At 67.8% G+C, this 20,572-nt stretch carries 17 protein-coding genes, 2 tRNA genes and 1 riboswitch; of the genes, 8 read left to right on the top strand and 11 right to left on the bottom strand.

Going from position 1 to position 20,572, the window contains the following annotated elements:
- Position 1 precedes the first annotated feature (1 nt).
- The 6 genes from sufD to Y958_RS03505 all read left to right on the top strand — a co-directional run bounded on the left by sufD (position 2) and on the right by Y958_RS03505 (position 5,959).
- Positions 2-1,393, top strand: coding sequence for a Fe-S cluster assembly protein SufD (sufD, locus tag Y958_RS03530; RefSeq protein WP_088870924.1), 1,392 nt, complete (start codon positions 2-4; stop codon positions 1,391-1,393).
- Positions 1,394-1,397: 4 nt separating this feature from the next.
- The gene (locus tag Y958_RS03525; protein WP_088870923.1) at positions 1,398-2,663 is read left to right on the top strand and encodes a cysteine desulfurase; all 1,266 of its coding nucleotides are present in this window, start codon (positions 1,398-1,400) and stop codon (positions 2,661-2,663) included.
- The gene (gene sufU, locus Y958_RS03520; RefSeq protein WP_088870922.1) at positions 2,663-3,133 is read left to right on the top strand and encodes a Fe-S cluster assembly sulfur transfer protein SufU; all 471 of its coding nucleotides are present in this window, start codon (positions 2,663-2,665) and stop codon (positions 3,131-3,133) included. The genes Y958_RS03525 and sufU overlap by 1 nt, the downstream gene beginning before the upstream one ends.
- A 5-nt stretch (positions 3,134-3,138) precedes the next feature.
- Complete coding sequence (locus Y958_RS03515; protein ID WP_040846432.1) at positions 3,139-3,528, top strand: SUF system Fe-S cluster assembly protein; 390 nt, start codon at positions 3,139-3,141, stop codon at positions 3,526-3,528.
- A gap of 14 nt (positions 3,529-3,542) precedes the next feature.
- The gene (locus Y958_RS03510; RefSeq protein ID WP_088870921.1) at positions 3,543-3,890 is read left to right on the top strand and encodes a HesB/IscA family protein; all 348 of its coding nucleotides are present in this window, start codon (positions 3,543-3,545) and stop codon (positions 3,888-3,890) included.
- 377 nt (positions 3,891-4,267) lie between these two features.
- A complete protein-coding gene (locus Y958_RS03505; RefSeq protein ID WP_088870920.1) occupies positions 4,268-5,959 on the top strand; it encodes a methyl-accepting chemotaxis protein in 1,692 nt (563 codons plus the stop codon).
- A 65-nt stretch (positions 5,960-6,024) separates the two neighbouring features.
- On the opposite strand, the gene Y958_RS03500 is transcribed toward Y958_RS03505, so the two are convergent.
- From Y958_RS03500 to Y958_RS03480, 5 genes are all read right to left on the bottom strand, one after another.
- The gene (locus tag Y958_RS03500) at positions 6,025-6,597 is read right to left on the bottom strand and encodes a hypothetical protein (protein WP_088870919.1); all 573 of its coding nucleotides are present in this window, start codon (positions 6,595-6,597) and stop codon (positions 6,025-6,027) included.
- 26 nt (positions 6,598-6,623) lie between these two features.
- Positions 6,624-7,181: a hypothetical protein gene (locus Y958_RS03495; protein ID WP_145727748.1), complete on the bottom strand. Its 558-nt coding sequence runs from the start codon at positions 7,179-7,181 to the stop codon at positions 6,624-6,626.
- A 169-nt stretch (positions 7,182-7,350) separates the two neighbouring features.
- The gene (locus Y958_RS03490) at positions 7,351-8,418 is read right to left on the bottom strand and encodes a threonine aldolase family protein (protein ID WP_088870917.1); all 1,068 of its coding nucleotides are present in this window, start codon (positions 8,416-8,418) and stop codon (positions 7,351-7,353) included.
- Positions 8,419-8,476: 58 nt separating this feature from the next.
- Positions 8,477-8,588: riboswitch (SAM-I-IV-variant riboswitch) on the bottom strand.
- Positions 8,589-8,698: 110 nt separating this feature from the next.
- On the bottom strand, positions 8,699-9,451 hold the full coding sequence (locus Y958_RS03485; RefSeq protein ID WP_088870916.1) for a hypothetical protein: 753 nt from the start codon (positions 9,449-9,451) through the stop codon (positions 8,699-8,701).
- Positions 9,451-10,071, bottom strand: coding sequence for a hypothetical protein (locus Y958_RS03480; RefSeq protein ID WP_088870915.1), 621 nt, complete (start codon positions 10,069-10,071; stop codon positions 9,451-9,453). The genes Y958_RS03485 and Y958_RS03480 overlap by 1 nt, the downstream gene beginning before the upstream one ends.
- A 251-nt stretch (positions 10,072-10,322) precedes the next feature.
- On the opposite strand from Y958_RS03480, the gene pepN reads away from it, so the two are divergent.
- Positions 10,323-13,013, top strand: coding sequence for an aminopeptidase N (gene pepN / locus Y958_RS03475; RefSeq protein WP_088870914.1), 2,691 nt, complete (start codon positions 10,323-10,325; stop codon positions 13,011-13,013).
- A 4-nt stretch (positions 13,014-13,017) separates the two neighbouring features.
- On the opposite strand, the gene Y958_RS03470 is transcribed toward pepN, so the two are convergent.
- Both Y958_RS03470 and Y958_RS03465 read right to left on the bottom strand, forming a co-directional pair.
- Positions 13,018-13,911 carry a universal stress protein gene (locus Y958_RS03470; protein ID WP_088870913.1) on the bottom strand — a complete coding sequence of 298 codons (894 nt, stop codon included), beginning with the start codon at positions 13,909-13,911 and terminating at the stop codon, positions 13,018-13,020.
- Between the two features lie 141 nt (positions 13,912-14,052).
- The gene (locus Y958_RS03465) at positions 14,053-15,690 is read right to left on the bottom strand and encodes a bifunctional aminoglycoside phosphotransferase/ATP-binding protein (protein WP_244909356.1); all 1,638 of its coding nucleotides are present in this window, start codon (positions 15,688-15,690) and stop codon (positions 14,053-14,055) included.
- A gap of 384 nt (positions 15,691-16,074) precedes the next feature.
- Between Y958_RS03465 and Y958_RS03460 the strand changes: the two genes are divergently transcribed.
- Positions 16,075-16,611 carry an acyloxyacyl hydrolase gene (locus Y958_RS03460; RefSeq protein ID WP_186291247.1) on the top strand — a complete coding sequence of 179 codons (537 nt, stop codon included), beginning with the start codon at positions 16,075-16,077 and terminating at the stop codon, positions 16,609-16,611.
- Between the two features lie 190 nt (positions 16,612-16,801).
- Here the strand turns inward: Y958_RS03460 and Y958_RS03455 are convergent.
- The 4 genes from Y958_RS03455 to mrdA all read right to left on the bottom strand — a co-directional run bounded on the left by Y958_RS03455 (position 16,802) and on the right by mrdA (position 20,549).
- Positions 16,802-16,877: transfer RNA gene (locus Y958_RS03455), tRNA-Lys, on the bottom strand.
- 260 nt (positions 16,878-17,137) lie between these two features.
- A tRNA-Lys gene (locus tag Y958_RS03450) sits at positions 17,138-17,213 on the bottom strand.
- A 262-nt stretch (positions 17,214-17,475) separates the two neighbouring features.
- Positions 17,476-18,630, bottom strand: a complete 1,155-nt coding sequence (rodA, locus tag Y958_RS03445; protein WP_004274242.1) for a rod shape-determining protein RodA — start codon at positions 18,628-18,630, stop codon at positions 17,476-17,478.
- Positions 18,627-20,549 carry a penicillin-binding protein 2 gene (gene mrdA, locus Y958_RS03440; protein WP_244909355.1) on the bottom strand — a complete coding sequence of 641 codons (1,923 nt, stop codon included), beginning with the start codon at positions 20,547-20,549 and terminating at the stop codon, positions 18,627-18,629. Before mrdA ends, rodA begins: the two co-directional genes overlap by 4 nt.
- Positions 20,550-20,572 lie beyond the last annotated feature (23 nt).

Below are 20,572 nucleotides of genomic sequence, written 5' to 3'. Positions count from 1 at the left end.
CATGGCCGCCATCGCCACCCTGAAAGACCTGTACGAAACCCTGAGCCCCGGCCTGCCCGGCGCCGGTGCCGCCGGCCTGGACCGGCTGCGCGCCGACGGCTACGCCCGCTTCCTGGCCGACGGCATCCCCACGCCCAAGGTCGAGGGCTGGAAGTACACCAACCTGCGCGACCTGGCCGGCGTCAGCCTGGCCCCCGCCCAAGGGACGGTCGATACCGCCGCCAACACGGATTTCGATGTTCCCAGCGTGGCGCCGGGTGAGACGCACCGCCTGGTGTTCGTGGACGGCGCGTTCAACGCCGCCCTGTCCGCCGTGGGCCCCCTGCCCCAGGGCGTCACCCTGGACAGCCTGCGTGACCTGATCGAGGCCTCCCCCGCGTACGCGGCCGAGGTGCTGGACCGGTTCCCGGCGCCCAAGGCCGACACCGGCCTGCGCGTCGGCCCCAACCCCGGCCGTGGCCAGTCGGGCGGCCTGGTCGGCCTGAACGGCGCCTTCCTGGCCGAGGGGGCGGTGCTGACCGTGGGTGAGGGCGTGAAGCTGGCCCAGCCGGTGGAGATTGTCTTTATCGCCACCGCCGCCGACGGCGCCTGGCATCCCCGCCTGCTGATCGACGTGGCGGCGGGTGCCGAGGTGACCGTGGCCGAGCATCATGTGGCCCGGGGTGGCGGCGCCACCTTCGCCAACATCGTCAGCGGTGTGCGCGTCGGCGAAGGCGCCATCCTGCGCCATGCCAAGTTCCAGGAAGAGGCGGAGACCGCCCTACACTTGGCCTCCGTCACCGCCACGGTGGCGGCCTCGGCCACGTATGAGACCTTTGTGCTGACCACCGGCGGCCGACTGGCCCGCACCGACGTCCAGGTCCGCCTGGAAGGGTCGGGCGCCAGCACCCGCGTCTCTGGCGCCTATGGCGTGGATGGCAGCCGGCATGCCGACTTCACCAGCCTGATCGACCATGTCGCCGCCAACTGCACCAGCCGCGAGGTGGTGAAGGGCGTCATCGACGGGCGCGGCCGCGCCGTGTTCCAGGGCAAGATCATCGTGCGGCCGGACGCGCAGAAAACGGACGGCCACCAGCTGAACCGCGCCCTGCTGCTGTCCGACACCGCCGAGATCGACGCCAAGCCTGAGTTGGAGATCTACGCCGACGACGTGAAGTGCAGCCACGGCGCCACCGCCGGCGAGCTGGATGAGGAGGCGCTGTTCTACCTGCGCGCCCGTGGCATCCCCGCCGACACCGCCCGCGCTCTGCTGATTGCCGCCTTCCTGGACGAGGTGGCGGAGGAGATCGGCGACAAGCGCCTGCGCGGCTATGCCATGGCGCGCATCCAGGAGCGCATCGGCCGTCTGACGGGCATCACAGTCGACACCGACGCCACGGTGTTAGGGGAGTGACCTCATGGACACCCGGATTCTGACGAACGCCCCGTACGATGTGGAGAAGGTCCGCCAGGACTTCCCCATCCTGACGCGCCTGGTGCATGAGAAGCCGGGCCGTCCGGGCAAGCCCCTGGTCTATCTGGACAACGCCGCCAGCGCGCAGAAGCCGCGCGCCGTCATCGACGCCATGGCCAATTTCATGGCGCACGACTACAGCAACGTCCATCGCGGCGTGCACTACCTGTCCCAGGTGGCGACCAACCTGTATGAGGCGACGCGCGTCAAGACGGCCACGTTCCTGAACGCGCCCTCGCCCGACACCATCGTCTTCACCCGCAGCGCCACCGAGGCCTTCAACCTGGTGGCCAGCAGTTGGGGCGGCGCCCACCTGAAGGCGGGTGACGAGATCATCCTGAGCGTGATGGAGCATCACGCCAACATCGTGCCCTGGCAGCTGCTGCGCAGCCGCACCGGCATCGTCATCAAGGTGGCGCCGGTGCTGGACGACGGCACCCTGGACCTGGAGGCGCTGGCCCGGCTGCTGGAAAGCCCCAAGGTCAAGCTGGTGTCCATCACCCACGGCAGCAACGTGCTGGGCACGGTGACGCCGGCGGCGGAGATCGCCCGCATGGCGCATGCGGCCGGCGCCAAGGTTCTGTTCGACGGCAGCCAGGCGGCGGTGCACATGCCGGTGGACGTGCAGGCCATCGACGCCGACTTCTACATCATGACCGGGCACAAGCTGTACGGGCCCACCGGCTTCGGCGTGCTGTACGGCAAGGCCGAGCTGCTGGAATCCATGCCCCCCTACCAGGGCGGCGGCGACATGATCCAGACGGTGACGTTCGAGGAGACCACCTTCCGCGAGGTGCCGCACCGGTTCGAGGCCGGGACGCCGCCCATCGTGGAGGGCATCGGCTTCGGCGCTGCCATCGACTATGTGACCGCCCTGAGCATGGGCGCCATCCACGCCCATGAGCAGCGCCTGCTGGCCTACGCCACGGAGAAGCTGCAGGCCATCGACGGCCTGCGCATCATCGGCACCTCGCCCACCAAAGCGGCCATCCTGTCCTTCACCATCGAGGGCGTGCACCCGCACGACATCGGCACCCTGGTGGACCGGGCCGGCGTGGCCGTGCGGGTGGGCCGGCACTGCGCCGAGCCGCTGATGGACCGCTTCGGCGTGGGCGCCACAGCCCGCGCCAGCTTCGCCCTGTACAACACCGAGGCCGAGGCCGACGCCCTGGTGGACGCCGTCCGGGCGGTGAGGGAGTTCTTCAACTGATGTTCGACGATCTGCGCGACCTGTACCAGGAAGTGATCCTGGACCATGGCAAGCACCCCCGGAACTTCGGCAAGCCTGAAGCCTTCAATCGCATGGCCCGGGGCGAGAACCCGCTGTGCGGTGACAAGATCAACGTCTACCTCAGCATCGGGCCCGAAGGCGTGGTCAATGATGCGCATTTCGACGGACGCGGCTGCGCCATCAGCCAGGCCAGCGCCTCGCTGATGACAGAGACGCTGAAGGGCAAGACGGAAGCGGAGGCCGAGGCGCTGTTCGGCCATTTCCACGACATGTGCACCAAGGACGACCACGAACACACCGACCACGGGCATCTGGACCCGGAGGCGGTGGAGAAGCTGGACGTGCTGTCGGGCGTGCGGGAATTCCCCATGCGCGTGAAGTGCGCGACCCTGGCCTGGCACACCATGCACGCCGCCATCCACGGCGATGAAAAGACGACGACGGAGTAAGCGAGATGTCTGGAGCCGAACGACCCATCGCGCCGGATGTTACGCTGCAGGCGCCGGCCACCATCCCGGATGAGGACAAGCTGCCCCCGGACGCCCCCCTGGCGGACCGCGTGACAGAGGCGCTGAAGACCGTTTACGACCCCGAAATCCCGGTGAACATCTATGAACTGGGCCTGATCTACCGCTGCGACATCGACGCGGAAGGCCAGGTCGAGATCGACATGACCCTGACCGCCCCCGGCTGCCCCGTGGCGGGCGAGATGCCGGGCCAGGTGCAAGGCGTCGTCGGCAGCGTCGATGGCGTCAAGGATGTGACCGTAAACCTGGTCTGGGAACCGGCCTGGAACCCCAGCCTGATGTCCGACGAGGCGCGCGTCGCCCTCAATATGTTCTGAGTGGAGGAAATCCGATGAGCAGGATGGAACGCCCGAAAGCGATGAGCCTGACCGACGCCGCCGCTGCGCGGGTGAAGGAAATCATGGCCCAGCGGGAAACGCCGGCCGTGGGCCTGCGCGTGGGCGTGAAGGCGCGCGGCTGCTCCGGTCTCAGCTATTTCGTCGAATACGCCGACGCCAAGAAGCCCTTCGAGGAAGTGGTGGAGGAGAAGGGGGTCACCCTGCTGCTGGACCCCGCCTCCACCATGTTCCTGCTGGGCACGGAGATGGACTATCAGGAGGACAAGTTCCAGTCGGGCTTCGTCTTCACCAACCCGAATGAGAAGGGCCGCTGCGGCTGCGGCGAGAGCTTCACGGTCTGACCGGCCCAGGCCAGTCACCCCACCTAAAGTTTGGCGCCAAGGGCGCGGCGGGCCTCCCCCGCCGCGCCCTTGGCATTTCCAGGTTCCGGAACGTGGCTAATTAAAGCAAGTTTTCAATTTTGCCGCACCTTCGGTTGATTATCGCTCTCAATTCCAAATGATCAGCCTTCACCCCCTCCTTCAGGAGGTGTTTCTATATTCTGATTCCATCATGAAGACCTGATGGTTTTTGTAGAAAACTAATTCTATGCGAAAGATATCGGCGAAATACCGCGTCGTTACTTGTCGCGGGCCGGCATTGTTAATCGCCCGTTAAGTAGGTTGCGGCAAGGTGTCGCGGTCCGGATGTCACATCCGCCACTTGATTGGAGAGATCGATGATCCGCTGGTTCGCTAATCTGAAGCTTGTCGTGAAGCTGGCCATTCCGCTGGGTCTGATCGCCGTCGTGGCCGTGGGCATCGTCGCCATGGCTAGCCGGGGCATGAACCAGTTGAACGACGCCATCAACCATGTCATCGAGGTTGACGCCACTCGCCAGACGCTGGCGCTGGAAACGCAGGGCCTGCTGAATGCCGCCACCGCGGACGCCAAGAACATGATCCTGGTGGAAAGCGACTTCAGCAAATTCGAAAAAAACTATCGCGAGGAAATCGCCAAGGCCCAAGCCAAGGTCGACAAGCTGATCAGCCTGGCGGACACGCCGGAGCAGCGCACCATCAACGAGAACCTGAAGCAGTTGCTGGAAGCCTACATCACCGCCAACGAACCGTCGATCGAGGCCGCCCGGCGCAACGACGACGCCACCGCCATCAAGGTTTCCATGGGTCCCGCCCGTGACGCCCGCGTCACCATGCTGGACGCCCTGCAGAAACGGGTGGATGCCAACCAGGCCGCCATGGACAAAGCCAAGGTGGACACCGACGTGCTGACGGACAAGGTCAGCAACACCGTGATGACCCTGGCGGTCGCCGGCCTGGTCGCCAGCTTCGGCCTGATGGGCGCCATCGTCATCTTCCTGACCGTCCGGCCCATCGGCCAGGTGACCGGCGCCATGAGCGCCATCGCCGACGGCCGGCTGGAAACCGAGGTGCACGGCACCGACCGCAAGGATGAGGTGGGGGCCCTGGCCCAGGCCCTACTGGTGTTCAAGGACAACGCCCTGGCCGTCCGCCGGCTTGAGGCCGAGCAGGCCGAAGCCAAGGCCCGCGCCGAGGCGGAGAAGCGCCAGGCCATGGAGCGCCTGGCCAGCGATTTCGAACGCACCGTGATGGGTGTCGTCGACGGCGTGACCGCCTCTTCCACCGAGATGCAGGGGGCGGCCCAGTCGCTGTCGGCCACGGCCGAGCAGACCACGCGCCAAGTGACATCAGCCGCCAGCGCGGTGGAGCAGGCGTCGCAGAGCGTTCACACGGTTGCCGCCGCCGCCGAGGAGCTGAGCGCCTCGATCAATGAGATCGGCCAGCAGGTCACCCGCTCCACCACCATCGCCGGTGAGGCGGTCGAGGAGGCCGGTCGCACCAAGGCCAAGGTCGAGTTCCTGGTCCAGGCCGCCAACCGCATCGGCGAGGTCATGACCCTGATCTCCACCATCGCCGGGCAAACCAACCTGCTGGCCCTGAACGCCACCATCGAAGCAGCCCGCGCGGGCGACGCCGGCAAGGGCTTCGCGGTCGTGGCCAGCGAGGTGAAAAGCCTGGCCAACCAGACGGCCAAGGCGACGGAGGATATCGGCACCCAGATCGCCGCCATCCAGGCGGCCACCGGGGATGCCGCCGGTTCCATCGGCGCCATCACCGGCACCATCGGCCGCATCAACGAGATCGCCAGCGCCATCGCCTCGGCGGTGGAGGAACAAGGGGCGGCGACGCGGGAAATCGCCAGCAACGTCCAGCAGGCGGCGGCGGGCACCTCCGAGATCGCGTCCAACATCGCCGGCGTCACCCAGGCAGCGACCCATACGGGCGGCGCCGCCACCCAAATGCTGGGCACGGCCGGGCGCCTGTCGACCGATGCCGGGGCCCTGCGCGCCCAGGTAGATGGTTTCCTGTCGGTGCTGCGCGCCGGCTGATAGCGGCACGTCGCGACCAGTTCGCGCGGGGAGGGCCGGCCGTCGCCGGCCCTTTTCCTGTGCGGTCAGGGCTGGTTGGCGCTGCCCAGATTACTGACGGCCATGTCCAGTTCGCCGAGGTCGACGGCCGCCATCTCGACCATGACATAGGAAGCGGGCGGGAAACGGACCATCAGCTTGTTGCGGAAATCGCGGGGACCGGCGGCGTAGCCGTGGACGACCCGCGCGCCGCTCTTGCCACCGCCCAGGCCTGTCACCAGGCTGATTCGCGCCTCGAACAGGGTGTCGCCCTGGGACCAGGCCTGGGAGAACAGGTTCAGGTGGCGCGGGATAACCTGCTGCAGCGTACCGCGGCGGGCCTCAACATCGCGGGCGCGGACGGATATCTCCTCCAGCTCCCCATCCAGGTCCTGCAGGGCGGTGCGCAGTTCCCCTTCCTGCAGGCGGGCTTGCCGCAGGCTGGCGGCCGCCTTGTTGCGCTCCTCCACCGCCGCGCTGACCCGCCGCTCGGTCTTGCGCACCTCGGTGATCAGCCGCTTCAGCGACCAGGCCATGATGGCACCGCCCACCGCCAAGGCGCAGACGTGGCCGGGGCTCGGGTTGGCGTAGGCTTCCGCCAGGGCGTCGGACAGCATCATGGGACAGTGTTCCTCAAGGGATCTCCTCAGCTCGGCCGCACAACGCCGCGCTGCGCGCCGGGGGCGCTCGAACCCTGGACCTGCCGCACGTTGGTGACGCTGTAGCCGTCGGCCAGGGCGAATTCCTGCTGCAGGGCGGTGCGGGCCTCCATCTCCGTCCGGGCCCAGACGCGGGCACGGTGCAGGTGACGCCACAGCGGGCAGATCGATTCCATGCCCGCGACCACGCCGTTGGTCAGCGCGCTGTTGCTGATGTCGGCGGAATAGAGCGCCAGGCCGCTGGCCGAGGGCCCGCCCAGGTCGTGCCAGACCTCCACCCGCCGCCGCTCGAACTCCTCACATTCCTTTTCCAGGCGCTGGAGGTTGCTGGTCTCGCGAAAGCGCAGGGCGATGCGCGCGTCGCGCACCCGGGCGGTGTCCCGGTTGGCCGCCGCCATCTTTTCCGCCGTGCGCCGGATCTGGTCGATTTCCTTTTTCACCTTCGCGTGGCGGGCGATCATCTCATAGACGTCGTTGATGACCAGGCGCAGCAGTTCCAGCAGCAGCACCCCCGCCAGGATGGCGCCCACGATGGTTATGATCACCAGATCCGGTTTCTCGATGTGCACCAGCGCCTCGGCTGTCGGGGGATGAACGGTCGCGCTATCGCATGGAAGTCCACTCCAAGGTTGTACGGTCAATTGGCCGTTAACGGGCCCTAAATTTTAAATAAAATCTTCCGTATAGGGCCCGTCACAGCGTGCGGGAAGCCGCTCACGCGGCGGCCGCGCGGGCCACCTCGCGGATGTCGGCCACCAGCTGGTCCACCCGTTCCGGCTGAGTATCCCAGGCGAACATGAAGCGGGCGCCGCCGCCGATGAACGTGTAGAAGCGCCAGCCGCGCACCCGCAGGCCCTCCAGCACCGCCGCCGGCGCCGTCAGGAACACGGCGTTGGCCTGCACCGGGAACAGGGGCGCCACGCCCGGCACCCCCGCCAGGCCCGCCGCCAGACGCTGGGCCCCGGCGTTGGCATGGGCGGCGTTGCGCAGCCAGGCGCCGTTTTCCAGCATGCGCACCCACGGGGCGGACAGGAAGCGCATCTTGGACGCCAGCTGGCCCGCCTGCTTGCAGCGGTAATCGAAATCCTCGGCCAGGGCCCTGTCGAAGAACAGGATGGCCTCACCCACCGCCATGCCGTTCTTGGTGCCGCCGAAGCACAGCACGTCCACCCCGGACTTCCAGGTCATCTCCGCCGGGGAACAGCCCAGGCTGGCGCAGGCGTTGGCGAAGCGGGCACCGTCCATGTGCAGGCGCAGGCCCAGGTCGCGGCAGACGGCGGAGATGGCGCGGATCTCATCCAGGCTGTAGACCTGCCCGGTCTCCGTCGGTTGGGTGATCGTGACGGCACGGGGCTTGGGGAAATGAATGTCCGACCGGCCGGTGGCCAGCGCCCGGATGGCATCCGGCGTCAGCTTGCCGTCCGCCGTCTGCGCCACCAGCAGCTTGGACCCGTTCGAGAAGAACTCCGGCGCCCCGCACTCATCCGTCTCCACATGGGCGGAGGCCGAACAGATGACGCTATGGTAGGACTGGCACAGCGAGGCCAGGGCCAGCGAGTTTGCGGCCGTGCCATTGAAGGCGAAGAACACGTCGCAGGGGGTGCCGAACAGCTGGCGGAAGGCGTCGGCGGCCTTCGCCGTCCATACATCCTCGCCATAGGCGGCGGCGTGCCCGCTGTTGGCCTCCGCCATGGCGGCCCAGGCCTCCGGACAGACACCGGAATAATTGTCGCTCGCGAACTGCTGGGCGGCGAATTGGGCGGGTAGCGTATCGGTGATCATGGGGAACGCAGCCTTCATGGTCTCAAGTCTCGACCAAGAGCGAAACGGACTCACGTGGCTGCTTCCCGTTCATTGCCGGATCGGCCACATCCTTCCCCTCTGGGGGAAGCGCCACCTTGCCGGGTACAGCAGGTTGGCGTTGAGCGTCAGCTCAACTCTTGATGCACGCATAGAGGGATAACCGCTGGCGACGGCGGGCGCAAGCCCCCTGAGGCAGCTGCAGTGGCATGGGTGATCTACGGCGCCGGATCGCCCAACGGGACCCGCGGCCCGCGCGGACTCAGCCGCCGCCGGCCGGGGCGGGGGTCAGGCCCATACCGCGTGGCACGCCCTGCATCGCGGCGGGCGGGCGCACCGGCAGGGGCCTGGGCCCGGCAGGAACCGGCGGTTCCACCGGCGCGCCATCCCCCGCCACATCGCCTCCCACCAAGTCACCGAGGGGCTCATCTTCCGCCGGCGGCTCCACCGGCGCGATGCCGGCACCATCAAGGGCGGGCCCCTCGTCACCCAGCGAGATGGGCAGCACGCTGCTGATGATATAGCCGCCCTCACTGGCTAGGCGGTTGGTGACCAGCGCGCGGAAGTCGGCCTCCGTCGGGGCGTAGCCGTGCACCACCCCGGCCTCGGCCATGCCGCCCACGGTGCGTCCCACATGGCGGGGCGCCACCACGTTGCGCAGGTGCGCCTCATAGAGGTGGTCACCCTGCGCCCACTCCAGGGAGACCAGGTTCAGGGGTCGGGGCGTGGCCTGGCGCAGCACCGCCATTCGGTTCTGCACCTCCTCCGTTCGGCGCGCGATCTCGCGCAGCGCCTCCTCCCCCTCCTCCAGGGCCTGGAGCAGTTGCTCCTCCTGCTGGCGGGCGACGCGCAGGTCGGCGGCGGCCTCGTTCTTCTCGTCCACCGTGGCGGCGATGCGCCGTTCCGTTTCCCGGATCTTGAACAGGATGCGGCGGACGGAGAAGGCCAGGAAGGCCCCGCCGATGGCCAGGATGATGAAGACCATGAAGTTGAGGTTGCTGTAGCCGCCCGTCATCAGCGCACCATGCGCCGGTGCGGTCGCACCAGGCGGGACTGCGCCGCCGACCGGCCGGCGGCCGCCGCCTCCGCCACCGCCTTGAAGCCCTGGGCGGCGCGCAAATTGTTGACGGTGAAGCCATCCTTGGGACTGAAGGCCAACAGCAGGCGGGAACGGGCCTGCCGCTCATTCCCCGCCCATACCCGGACGCGGTGGGTGTAGCGCCAGATAGGGCAAATCTCCTCCATCCCCGCCGCCGCCCGTTCCATCAGGCTGCGGCTGTTCAGGTCCGCCAGATAGAGCTGGTCGTCCAGGGTGGCGTCACCCACCTCATGCCACACCTCCACCCGCCGCCGCTCCAGCTCTTCGCACTCCTGCTCCATGCGGTGCAGGATGGTGTTGAGGCGGAAGCGTTCGGCGTTGCGCCGGTCACGCAGGGCGGCGTTGGCCCGGTTGGTGGCCCACAAGTTTTCCGTGGTGCGGCGAGTCTGCTGAATCTCGTATTTGATGCGACGGTATTTCGCGGCCCATTCGTAGATGTCCACGATCACCAGGCGCAGCACTTCCAGCAGCGCGATGGCGGCCACAACGGCGCCCGCGACCGACAACACCACCAGATCCGACTGCACGACCTGCACGGGGCCCTACCCTGACTTACCTCTCCCGCTCATGTCCGAAGGATACAGCCTAAGGCCGTAGGCAACCTGCCCAAAATACTCGTCTAAGTCATCAGGACAGGCCCCCTGTCCAACCGGGGAGGGCAGATGAATAAGGTCACCGCGGACGCCTGACGGATGCCCCATCGCTTCCCTGGGCAAAGGGGGGTTGGCGTGGTGCAGCACCCTCCCCTATCCTGGCCGCCAACCATAATTCCAACGGAACCCATCCCATGGACAGCCGCCTCGACACGGCCACGCCCCACGCCATCCACCTTCGCGATTACGCCCCGCCGGCGTGGCTGATCGACACCGTGGACCTGCATGTCGATTTGCGGGAAGAGGCGGCCATCATCCGCTCCACCCTGGCCGTGCGGCGCAATCCGGCCTCGGGGCCGGCCTCTGGGAATGCCGCCGCCGCGCTGGAGCTGGATGGCCAGGAACTGGAACTGCTGGCCGTGCGTGTGGACAACCGCTTGCTGGGCCCCGACGACTACACCCTGACGCCGGAACGGCTGACCCTGGCCGGTCTCGCCGACCACGCCACGGTGGAGATCACCACCCGCACCCGGCCGCAGGACAACACGGCGCTGGAAGGGCTGTACAAGTCCTCCGGCAACTACTGCACCCAGTGCGAGGCCGAGGGCTTCCGCAAGATCACCTATTTCCTGGACCGCCCGGACGTGATGGCCCGCTACACCACCACCATCGAGGCGGAGCGGGCGCGCTATCCCGTGCTGCTGTCCAACGGCAACCTGACGGCCAGTGGCGACAGCGCGACCGAAGCCGGGCGCCACTGGGCGCGGTGGGAGGATCCCTGGCCCAAGCCCTGCTACCTGTTCGCGCTGGTGGCCGGCACGCTGGTGCATATCGAGGACCGCTTCACCACCCGCTCCGGCCGCGACGTGGCGCTGCGCATTTATGTCGAGCCGGGGAATGAGGCCAAATGCGGCCATGCCATGGAGTCCCTGAAGAAATCCATGAAATGGGATGAGGATGTCTATGGCCTGGAGTACGACCTGGACATCTTCAACATCGTCGCCGTGTCCGACTTCAACATGGGGGCGATGGAGAACAAGAGCCTGAACGTCTTCAACACCAAGTACATCCTGGCCCAGCCGGACACGGCCACCGACACCGACTTCCTCGGGATCGAGACGGTGGTGGCGCATGAGTACTTCCATAACTGGACGGGCAACCGCGTCACCTGCCGCGACTGGTTCCAGCTGAGCCTGAAGGAAGGCCTGACCGTCTTCCGCGACCAGGAATTCTCCGCCGACATGAACTCCGCACCCGTGAAGCGCATCCAGGACGTGCAGCGCCTGCGCCAGGTGCAGTTCAACGAGGACGCCGGCCCCACCGCCCATTCCGTGCGGCCGGAAAGCTATATCGAGATCAGCAACTTCTACACGCCCACCGTTTATGAGAAGGGGGCGGAGGTGCTGCGCATGTACCGCACCCTGCTGGGCCATGCGGGATATCGCAAGGGCATCGACCTGTATTTCGCCCGCCACGACGGCCAGGCGGTGACGACGGACGACTTCCTGGCCGCCATGGTGGAGGCCAATGGCCAAAAGCCGACCGACCCGCTGTGGGCGCAGTTCCAGCGCTGGTATTCCCAGGCCGGCACGCCGGTGGTGTCGGGCGAGGGCCGGCACGATGCCGCCGCCGGCACCTACACCCTGACCCTGCGCCAGACGGTGCCCGCCACGCCGGGCCAGCCGGACAAGCTTCCCCAGGTCATCCCCGTGGCCCTGGGCCTGGTGGGCCCGGACGGCAAGGATGTGCCCCTCACCCTGGCGGGCGAAGGGCACGCCGGTGACACCACCCGCATCATTCCCCTGACGGAGGCGGAGCAAAGCTACACCTTCACCGGCGTGCCCCAGGCGCCCGTACCCTCCCTGCTGCGCGGCTTCTCCGCCCCGGTGCGGCTGGACTTCAAGCAGGATGACGCGGCGCTGACCTTCCTGATGGCCCACGACAGCGACGCCTTCAACCGGTGGGAGGCAGGGCAGACCCTGGCCACCCGCCTGATCCTGGCCGACGTCGACGCCCGGGCCAAAGGCGCCGAAACCGCCGTGCCCCGGGCCTACATCGACGCCACCGCCCAGACCCTGGCGCGGGCGGGGGAGGACCGGGCGTTCGCCGCCCTGGCCTTGGCCCTGCCTACGGAAGGCTATCTGGGCCAGCAGCGCGCCACCGTGGACGTGGACGGCATCCATGCCGCCCGCCTGGCCCTGCGCCGCACCCTGGCGCGCGAGCTGAACGGCGCCTTCCGCAAGGCCTATGACGGCAACCGCACCGATGGCGCCTTCACCATCACGCCCGACGCCATGGGCCGGCGCGCGCTGAAGAACGCCGCCCTGGCCTACCTGATGGCGCTGGACGACGCCCCGGCCCGCGCCCTGTGCCTGGCGCAATACCAGGGCGCCACCACCATGACGGACGCCATCGCGGCACTGGCGCTGATCGCCGACAGCGCCATGGACGAGCGCGCGGCTTGCCTGGCGGACTTCGCCGACCGCTGGAAGCACGAGGCGCTGGTGATGGACAAGTGGTTCGCGGTGCAGGCGCTGAGCGACCGGCCGGATACACTGGACCGGGTGCGGGGCCTGATGGACCACCCGTCCTTCTCCATCCGCAACCCCAACAAGGTCTATGCCCTGGTGGGCAGCTTCGCCGCCAACCCGTCCAAGTTCCACGCCGCCGACGGCAGCGGCTACGCCTTCCTGGCCGATACGGTGCTGACGCTGGACAAGCTGAATCCCCAGGTGGCCAGCCGCATGGTGAAGCCCCTGGCCCGCTGGCGCCCCTACGATTCCGGCCGGCAGGAACACGCCAAGGCGGCGCTGGAGCGCATCGTGGGCACCACCGGCCTGTCGCGCGATGTCCATGAGATCGCGTCGAAGAGCTTGGTCGGCTGATGCCTCAATGCGCGAGTAGGACCGGCAGGGCGGCGTTGTACAGCACGTGGCGGGTGACGCCCCCCAGGATCATCTCGCGCAGACGGCTGTGCCCGTAACCGCCCAGCACCATCAGATCAGCACCCGCGTCCGCCGCGGCCGCCAGCAGCAAGGCCCCGACCGACCGGCCCTCCGCCATGGGCTGGCGCACCTGGGCCTTGATGCCGTGCCAGGCGAGGTAGCTGGCCAAGTCGCGTCCGGCCGCGCCCTCGGTCTTGTCCGTCTCGACCGCGATGACGGTCACCGCCTCCGCCGCCTTCAGCAGGGGCAAGGACTGTGCCACGGCCTGGGTCGATTCGCGGCTGCCATTCCAGGCGAGAAGGATGCGGCGGCCCAGGCCCGTTTCCGCCCGGAAGGCGGGCGGCACGATCAACAGGGGCCGGGCGCTGGCCAGCAGAATGGCCTCCAGCATCAGCAGGGCCTCACCCCCCACCGTCTCGCCCACCTGCGCCATGACGCTGATGTCCGCCAGGCGGGCCTCGACGACGGCCACATCCTCCTGGCTGCCCACGACTTCGCGGAAGTCGCCGGTCAGGGAAGCATCGGGGGCAGCATCCGGAGTTTCGGCGAGGGTGGCGCCGGCCTCTGCCAGGGCGGCGTCGAAGGCCTGGCGGGCGCGGGTGCGGTGGTTGCGCGACTCCTGCTCCACCATGGTCATGATCTCCTCGACCAGGGCGCCCGACACCCCTTCGCCCAGGGCCGGCACCGCCTCGCGCGGGTCGGGGTTGGGCACCAGGCCCAGGACGTGGCCGCCGGCCGGCCGAGCCAGGGCGAAGGCCGCCGCCAGGGCAGCGCGGTCACCGGCGCCGCCGGTCAGCACGGACAGGATCTTGGCATAAGCCACGGGGGCACTGGACATGGGGCCGTTCTCCTCTTGTCATCCGCACCCGCGCGGGCCGGAACATCGTGGAGAAGCTTCACCGTTCGGGCGGGCGCCCGCATTGACGTGCCTCAAGCGTGAACCCGCGGCCGCGTAGGCGCAAGAGCCGAAGTCGGCGGCTCAGGCGTCGGGCCGCCAGGGCTCCGGCCGGGCCAGCTGGCTCAGCAGACGGCGGGCCACGTCGGCGGCGGAGCCCAGCACCGACAGGATGTCCCACCGCATCTCCCCCAGGCCACGGCCGCCACGCTCGCCCTTGGGGCGGCCTTCATCGGCGGCCTGCTGCTGGTTCAGCCCCAGCCACAGGCCCAGGAAGGGCACGGGCGCGGCATGGGCCACCGCCTCGATGTCCGCCCGCTGGTCCGGCCGGGCGTAGACGGCATCCGCCACCACGGCGTGGCCGGCCTCCAGCACCAGTCCGGCGCGGCCCGCCATCTCGCCATAGACGCGCGTGGTCACCGCCTCGCTGTAGCCGGACGCCGCCAGCGTCCCTTCCTCCGGCGCGTCCAGCAGGCGGCGGCGCAGCGCCTCGGACTGCAGGATGACGGCGCCGGGGATGGGGCCGATCTCCGGCGCCAGCATGCGTGCCAGGGTGGACTTGCCCGTCCCCGGCAAGCCGCCGATGGCGATCAGGCGGGGCGCCCGCGGATTGAGGGCGGATAGGGCCAGGTCCAGGTAGGCCGCCGCCTCGCGCCGGAAGGAGGCGCCCGCCCCAACCGGCCGCCGGGCCGCCGCCGTGCTGGCCGTCATGTGGGCGCGGATGGCGGCGCACAGGCTGATGAACAGGGGCAGCAACGCCAAGCCGGCGAAATCGCCTGTCTGCTCCAGATAGCGGTTGAGCACCAGGTTGGCGAAGGGTCGCAGCCGGCGGTGCTCCAGATCCATCAGCAGGTAGGCGAGGTCGTGGAAGACGTCGATGACCGCCGGGCCCCCGTCCACCACGGCCCCGTCCCGAGGGGCGCCGGCTTCGTCCAACAGGATGGCGGCGCCGAACAGGGTGGGCTGGCCGCCCCATAGACAGATGTTGCCCAACTGCAGGTCGCCATGGCAGGGCCGGACATAGCCGGAGCGGCGGCGGCGTTCGATCAGCCATTCCTGACGGGCCACGGCCGCCATCAACCCACGCTCCAGCCGATCCAGCGCCGGGGGATCGAACAGGTCGGGATGCTGGCGCAACGCGCCCAGGGCGCCGGTCGCCGCCGCCCGCACCGCCTCAATCCCGCCGAGGGGTGGCCAGCCGGCACGGTCGATACCCTCGTCATGGGCACTCTCATGCAGGGTAGCCACGGCGTCGGCCACGGCCCGCATACCGTCGCGGGTCAGCAACCCGGCCTCGGCCTGGCGGTCGAACAGGCTGGATTCGGCGAAGCGGCGCATGACCACCACCCAATCCACCGCCTCCCCCCAGTCCGCCGGTGTCGCGCCGGCGCCGGAACCGGCGGGCGCCAGCACCAGGTGGCCGCGGGCACCTGGCACCACCGCCAACACGCCCTCATACAAGCCCGGCGCCGTGCGCCGGTTGACGGCGACCTCGGCCAGGGCCACGCGGCGCCGGCGATCGGGCGTGGACAGGTCCAGGTGGGGAAAATGGACGGCGCGCCGTATCTTGTAGGCGCGATCCCCGGCCAGGAAGATGATGGCGCCGTCGGTATCGATTCGCTCCACCGCCAAGCCCTGGTGGGTCGCCGGATCGCCCAACAGGGCGATCGTGGCGGCCTGGTCCATCAGGGTCGGGTTCGCGGGCGCCGGACACAGATCCATGTCCTGATTTTAAAGGCGTTTTATGACAGGCTATCGTGCGCCCCGCGCCGATTTTTCCGCCGGTGACGCCCGGCACTGTCCCACCTCCGCCTTGCGGCCTATACCCCTGATATTGTGCAGCCGCGAAACCATATAAGGTAAGGGCATTGCGCCTATGCGGCGCGCTTTCATGAAATCGTAACGGGGACGGCCCTATTAAGGCGTCGCCCGGAGTATGGTATGGCCTTGCGCGTGTGTAGCCTGGGTGGCTGAACGCCTGTTTGTCGCATATGCGCAACAGTCGTCGGCTATGCGAGGCAAAAGGTAGCGGTCACTGCTTTGGTCGTTGAGTTGCCTGGCCTATTCGGGAATCATCCTGAAAACTTCTTAATAAGGATCGCGGTCGTGATACGGCGTCTTCTGAAGTCCACGGTATTGGCGTTGGGGCTGGTCACAGCCGCGGCGCCGGCGTTCGCCGAGGACACCCCCAGCTTCCTCAGCTTCGGCATCGGCGAGTACGACGTGCTGCGGACCGGGCCTAAGCACAACACGACCGACTACCGCGTCGAGTACCGCCCCAACACCTCGCTGTTCAGCAACAGCTGGGTCCGCATCAGCCCCTGGGTGGGCGGCGAATTCACCGGCCAGGGCGGCGCGTATGGCGTGGGCGGCATCCTGTTCGACATTCCGCTGGGCAGCTCCTTCGACTTCACGCCCAACTTCGGCGTCGGCGTCTACGGCACCGGTAGCGGCAAGAACCTCGGCAGCTGGGTGGAATTCCGCTCCACCGCCGAAATCTCCTACAAGTTCGAGAATCAGAGCCGCCTGGGCCTGTCCTTCGGGCACATCTCCAACGCCGGCATCGGCGAAGTGAACCCAGGTTCCGAGATCGTGACCCTGTACTACCACATCCCCACCAGCTGGCTGTTCGGCGGCTGGTAAGCCGGCCGCGGCCACTCAGGGCTGAGATGATGACAAGGGCGCCTCCGGGCGCCCTTTTCGTTTTGCGGATTTGAATGGGCAGCAGCGAAACGGGCAGCAGCAGTGCTGCGGCGCACAAGCAAAAGCGCCCTCCGTCCCAAGGGGACAGGGCGCTTCAGACGGCCACGATACCTAAAAGATTCAAGAGAAGTGGTGGGTGTACAAGGACTCGAACCTTGGGCCCGCTGATTAAGAGTCAGCTGCTCTACCAACTGAGCTATACACCCGCCCCTCATGAGCCGCCGCCGTGGCGCCGGCCGCCGGGTCTTGCGTCCCGGTGAGGCGCGCTTTGTAGCGTCCTGGCGCGGCCTTGTCGACAGAAAAATGACAGGAAAAACGCGTTGCCGCCAGGCACGGGCGAATGGCACCCATGCGGGTCCGGCAGCTGGAAGTATAGGGAATCTTAAAGGCTTAGCGCGAGCCCAAACGCCAACAACCCGACCTCAGGGCCCGGGCGAAACCTTGGAGATGTCATGGGAAAGAGGAGTGGTGGGTGTACAAGGACTCGAACCTTGGGCCCGCTGATTAAGAGTCAGCTGCTCTACCAACTGAGCTATACACCCGCCCCTCGAAGGCCGCCGCCGTAGCGCCGGCCCGCCGGGTCTTGCGTCCCGGTGAGGGCGGTTTCATACGGCGATAGGCGGCGCTTGTCGACAGAAAAATGCATCCGCGCGCCGACATGGCGCCCTTGCAGGAACAAAGGGGCCGGAACAGCCCCCTACCCTAGGACGGGACCGCGTCCGCCGCAGCCTTTCGGGAGCGCGGTGGACGGAAAGGCGAGGAAGCCAAGTCGCCGGATGGGGGCGCCCGGCGCCTGAGGGCAGCTTAGAAATCACTCATGCCGCGTCGGGACATGCGCACGTCCCGATGCACATGGACGCACAGCAGCAGGCCGAAGCCGATCATGACCGTCAGGGCCGACGATCCGCCGTAGGAGATCAGCGGCAGGGGGACGCCCACCACGGGGATCAGGCCCATGACCATGGCGATGTTGATGAACATGTACAGGAACAGGTTCACCGTCAGCCCCATGGCCACCAGGCGGCCATACTGGTGCCGGCAACGCATGGCGATGACATAGCCGTAGACCAGCAGCAGGGCATACATCGCCAGGAACACCAGCGCGCCCACCATGCCCATCTCCTCCGCCAGCATGGTGAAGATGAAGTCGGTCTGCTTTTCCGGCAGGAAGTTCAGGTGGCTTTGCGAGCCCATGAGGAAGCCCTTGCCGAACATGCCGCCGGAGCCTAAGGCGATCTTGGACTGCATGATGTGATAGCCATGCCCCAGGGGATCGTTCTCGGGGTTCAGGAAGGTGTTCACCCGGTTCTTCTGGTAGTCGTGCATGAAGTGCCAGATGACCGGGATGGCGGCCAGGACGCTGCCGATGACCAGGGCGAACTTCCACAGCCGCACGCCCACCAGCCAGAAGATGGCGCCCGACACCATCAGCAGCATGAGCGAGGTGCCCAGGTTGGGCTGCAGCAGCACCAGGCAGACGGGCGCCACGATCATGACCAGGGCCGGGATCAGGAAGGTGATGCGGCCGGTATCTTCGAGCGAGGCGCCGTGGAAATAGCGCGCCAGCGCCATCACCAGCGTCACCTTCATCAACTCGGACGGCTGCAGCTGCATGAAGCCCAGGTCGATCCAGCGCTGAGCACCCATGCCGACGTGGCCCATGATCTCGACCACGATCAGCAGGAAAAAGGCGATGCCGTACAGGAAGTAGGAAAATTTCAGCCAGAGGCGGATGTCGATCAGCGCCACCACCAGCATCAACACCAGGCCCACGGCGAAGCGCATGATCTGGCGCGTGGCCCAGGGGTCGAAGTTGCCGTTGGCGGCGGAATAGAGCATGGCGAAGCCGATGCAGGCCACGGCCGTGATCAGCAGCACCAGGCTCCAACTGATCTGGCCCAGCTTCTCCCCCAGGCTCATGTTGGACTGGGGGTCCAGACCCATGTCGAGATTGATCATCGCGGCGTTCCTTCCCCCGGCATGGCGGGGGCGGCTGTGACTTGGGTCGGTGCGGATGGGGCGGTGGCACCGGCATCGGCCTGCTGGGCTCGGGCAGCTTCCATCAGCTGGATTTCCAGCAGCAGATCGCGGGCGATGGGGGCGGCCACCGAGCTGCCGCCCACGCCGTGCTCCACGATGATGGCGCAGGCGTAGCGCGGCGCCTGCACCGGCGCGAAGGCGATGAACAGGGCGTTGTCGCGGTCCTTCCAGGGCCGCTCGGCCTTCAGCAGGCCGGCGTTGCGCTCCGCCATGGTGATGCGCTTGACCTGGGCGGTACCGGACTTGCCGCCCATCTCCATGCCCGGCTGGGTGATGCGGGCGGCGTAGGCGGTGCCGCCGGCCGAGGTGACGCCCGCCATGCCGGCCAGCACGCGCTGGATGAACTCCGGCTTAACCCCGATGTCGGGCCAGGCCGTCTGCTCGGTGTATTCCTGCTCCACCGCCTTGGTCAGGTGGGGCTTCACCGCCTTGCCGCCGCTGGCCAGGCGGGCGCACATCACCGCCAGCTGGATGGGGGTGGCGGTGACGTAGCCCTGGCCAATGGCCACGCTTAACGTTTCGCCATCGTACCAATTTTCCTTGTAGGTACGGCGCTTCCACTTGGTGTCGGGGATGATGCCCGTCTTCTCACCCGGCAGGTCCAGGTCGGTGCGGTCACCCAGGCCGAAGCGGCGGGCCATGTCGGCGATGCGGTCCACGCCGATGCGCCGCGCCAGATCATAGAAATAGACGTCGCAGGACATGCGGATGGCGTCATGCATGTCGACGGAGCCGTGGCCGCCCTTCTTGTAGCAATGGAAGGTGTGCCCGCCGAAATCGTAGTGCCCCGGGCAGAAGACCCGGTGGGTGGGGTCTACCCCCGCCTCCAGGCCCGCCAGGGCCGTCATGGGCTTGAAGGTGGAGCCCGGGGCGTAGTGGCCGGCCACCACCTTGTTGGTCAGGGGCGAGGCCTCGTTCTTGATCAGGCTGTCATAGAGGTCCTGCGGGATCCCCATGGCGAATTGGTTGGGGTCGAAGCTGGGGTGGGAGGCCAGCGCCAGGATGCCGCCGGTCTGCACGTCCAGCACCACGGCGGCGGCACTCTCATGCTCCGCCAGACGCTGCTGGGCGTAGTACTGCAGCTTGGCGTCGATGGTCAGCGTCACCTGGTGGCCCGGCTGACCATCGTTGCGCGCCAGCTCGCGCACCACCCGGCCCACGGCGTTGACCTCCAACTGGCTGGTGCCGGCGGTGCCGCGCAGGGCCAGGTCGTGCTTGCGCTCGATGCCGCTCTTGCCGATGCGGAAGCCCGGCAGGGACAGCAGCGGATCGCGGGCGTTCTGCAGTTCCTGCTCCGACACCACGCCGACATAGCCCAGGATGTGGGCCGCCTGCTCCCCGAAGGGATAGGAGCGCACCTGCCCCACTTCGATGGAGACGCCGGGCAGGTCGGGCAGGTTCACCTCGATGGCCGAGACCTGGTCCCAGGTCAGGTTCTCACGCAGGGTCACGGGCGCGAAGGAGCGCAGGCGGTCGACATCGCGCAGGATGCGGCGGCGGTCGGCATCGGTCAGCGGCAGCAGCTTGACCACCTTGTCCAGCGTCTCATCTACGTCGTCGGTGCGCTCGGACACCAGCACGGCGCGGAAGTTCTGCTCGTTCACCGCCAGGGGCACGCCGCTGCGGTCGACGATGATGCCGCGCGACGGCGCCAGCAGGCGCAGGGAGATGCGATTGTCCTCGGCCAGCGTGGTGTAGTGGTCGCCTTCCAGGATCTGCAGGTAGTAGAGGCGCGCCACCAGGGCGGACAAGGCACCGGCCTTCAGCCCGCCCAGCACCAGCGTGCGGCGGTTCATGACGCGCTGGCGCTCGGCGTCCCTATCGATCGCGTTGAACATGGTACCTCTTGCACACCCTCAGA

Origin of the sequence: Nitrospirillum viridazoti CBAmc (genome assembly GCF_000730165.1) — a bacterium.
GTDB classification, from domain to species: Bacteria; Pseudomonadota; Alphaproteobacteria; order Azospirillales; family Azospirillaceae; genus Nitrospirillum; species Nitrospirillum viridazoti.
The sequence above is the reverse complement of the archived record's forward strand: the minus strand, read 5'-3'. Positions and strand labels throughout refer to the sequence as shown.

What these genes read in the sequence shown, in the direction of transcription:
- Y958_RS03465 (WP_244909356.1), bottom strand. Translation starts at nt 15,690, where the DNA reads ATGGATCTGTGTCCGGCGCCCGCGAACCCGACCCTGATGGACCAGGCC.
- sufU (WP_088870922.1), top strand. Translation starts at nt 2,663, where the DNA reads ATGTTCGACGATCTGCGCGACCTGTACCAGGAAGTGATCCTGGACCAT.
- Y958_RS03470 (WP_088870913.1), bottom strand. Translation starts at nt 13,911, where the DNA reads ATGTCCAGTGCCCCCGTGGCTTATGCCAAGATCCTGTCCGTGCTGACC.
- Y958_RS03485 (WP_088870916.1), bottom strand. Translation starts at nt 9,451, where the DNA reads ATGACGGGCGGCTACAGCAACCTCAACTTCATGGTCTTCATCATCCTG.
- pepN (WP_088870914.1), top strand. Translation starts at nt 10,323, where the DNA reads ATGGACAGCCGCCTCGACACGGCCACGCCCCACGCCATCCACCTTCGC.
- Y958_RS03515 (WP_040846432.1), top strand. Translation starts at nt 3,139, where the DNA reads ATGTCTGGAGCCGAACGACCCATCGCGCCGGATGTTACGCTGCAGGCG.
- Y958_RS03505 (WP_088870920.1), top strand. Translation starts at nt 4,268, where the DNA reads ATGATCCGCTGGTTCGCTAATCTGAAGCTTGTCGTGAAGCTGGCCATT.
- Y958_RS03510 (WP_088870921.1), top strand. Translation starts at nt 3,543, where the DNA reads ATGAGCAGGATGGAACGCCCGAAAGCGATGAGCCTGACCGACGCCGCC.
- Y958_RS03490 (WP_088870917.1), bottom strand. Translation starts at nt 8,418, where the DNA reads ATGATCACCGATACGCTACCCGCCCAATTCGCCGCCCAGCAGTTCGCG.
- Y958_RS03500 (WP_088870919.1), bottom strand. Translation starts at nt 6,597, where the DNA reads ATGATGCTGTCCGACGCCCTGGCGGAAGCCTACGCCAACCCGAGCCCC.
- rodA (WP_004274242.1), bottom strand. Translation starts at nt 18,630, where the DNA reads ATGATCAATCTCGACATGGGTCTGGACCCCCAGTCCAACATGAGCCTG.
- sufD (WP_088870924.1), top strand. Translation starts at nt 2, where the DNA reads ATGGCCGCCATCGCCACCCTGAAAGACCTGTACGAAACCCTGAGCCCC.
- Y958_RS03525 (WP_088870923.1), top strand. Translation starts at nt 1,398, where the DNA reads ATGGACACCCGGATTCTGACGAACGCCCCGTACGATGTGGAGAAGGTC.
- mrdA (WP_244909355.1), bottom strand. Translation starts at nt 20,549, where the DNA reads ATGTTCAACGCGATCGATAGGGACGCCGAGCGCCAGCGCGTCATGAAC.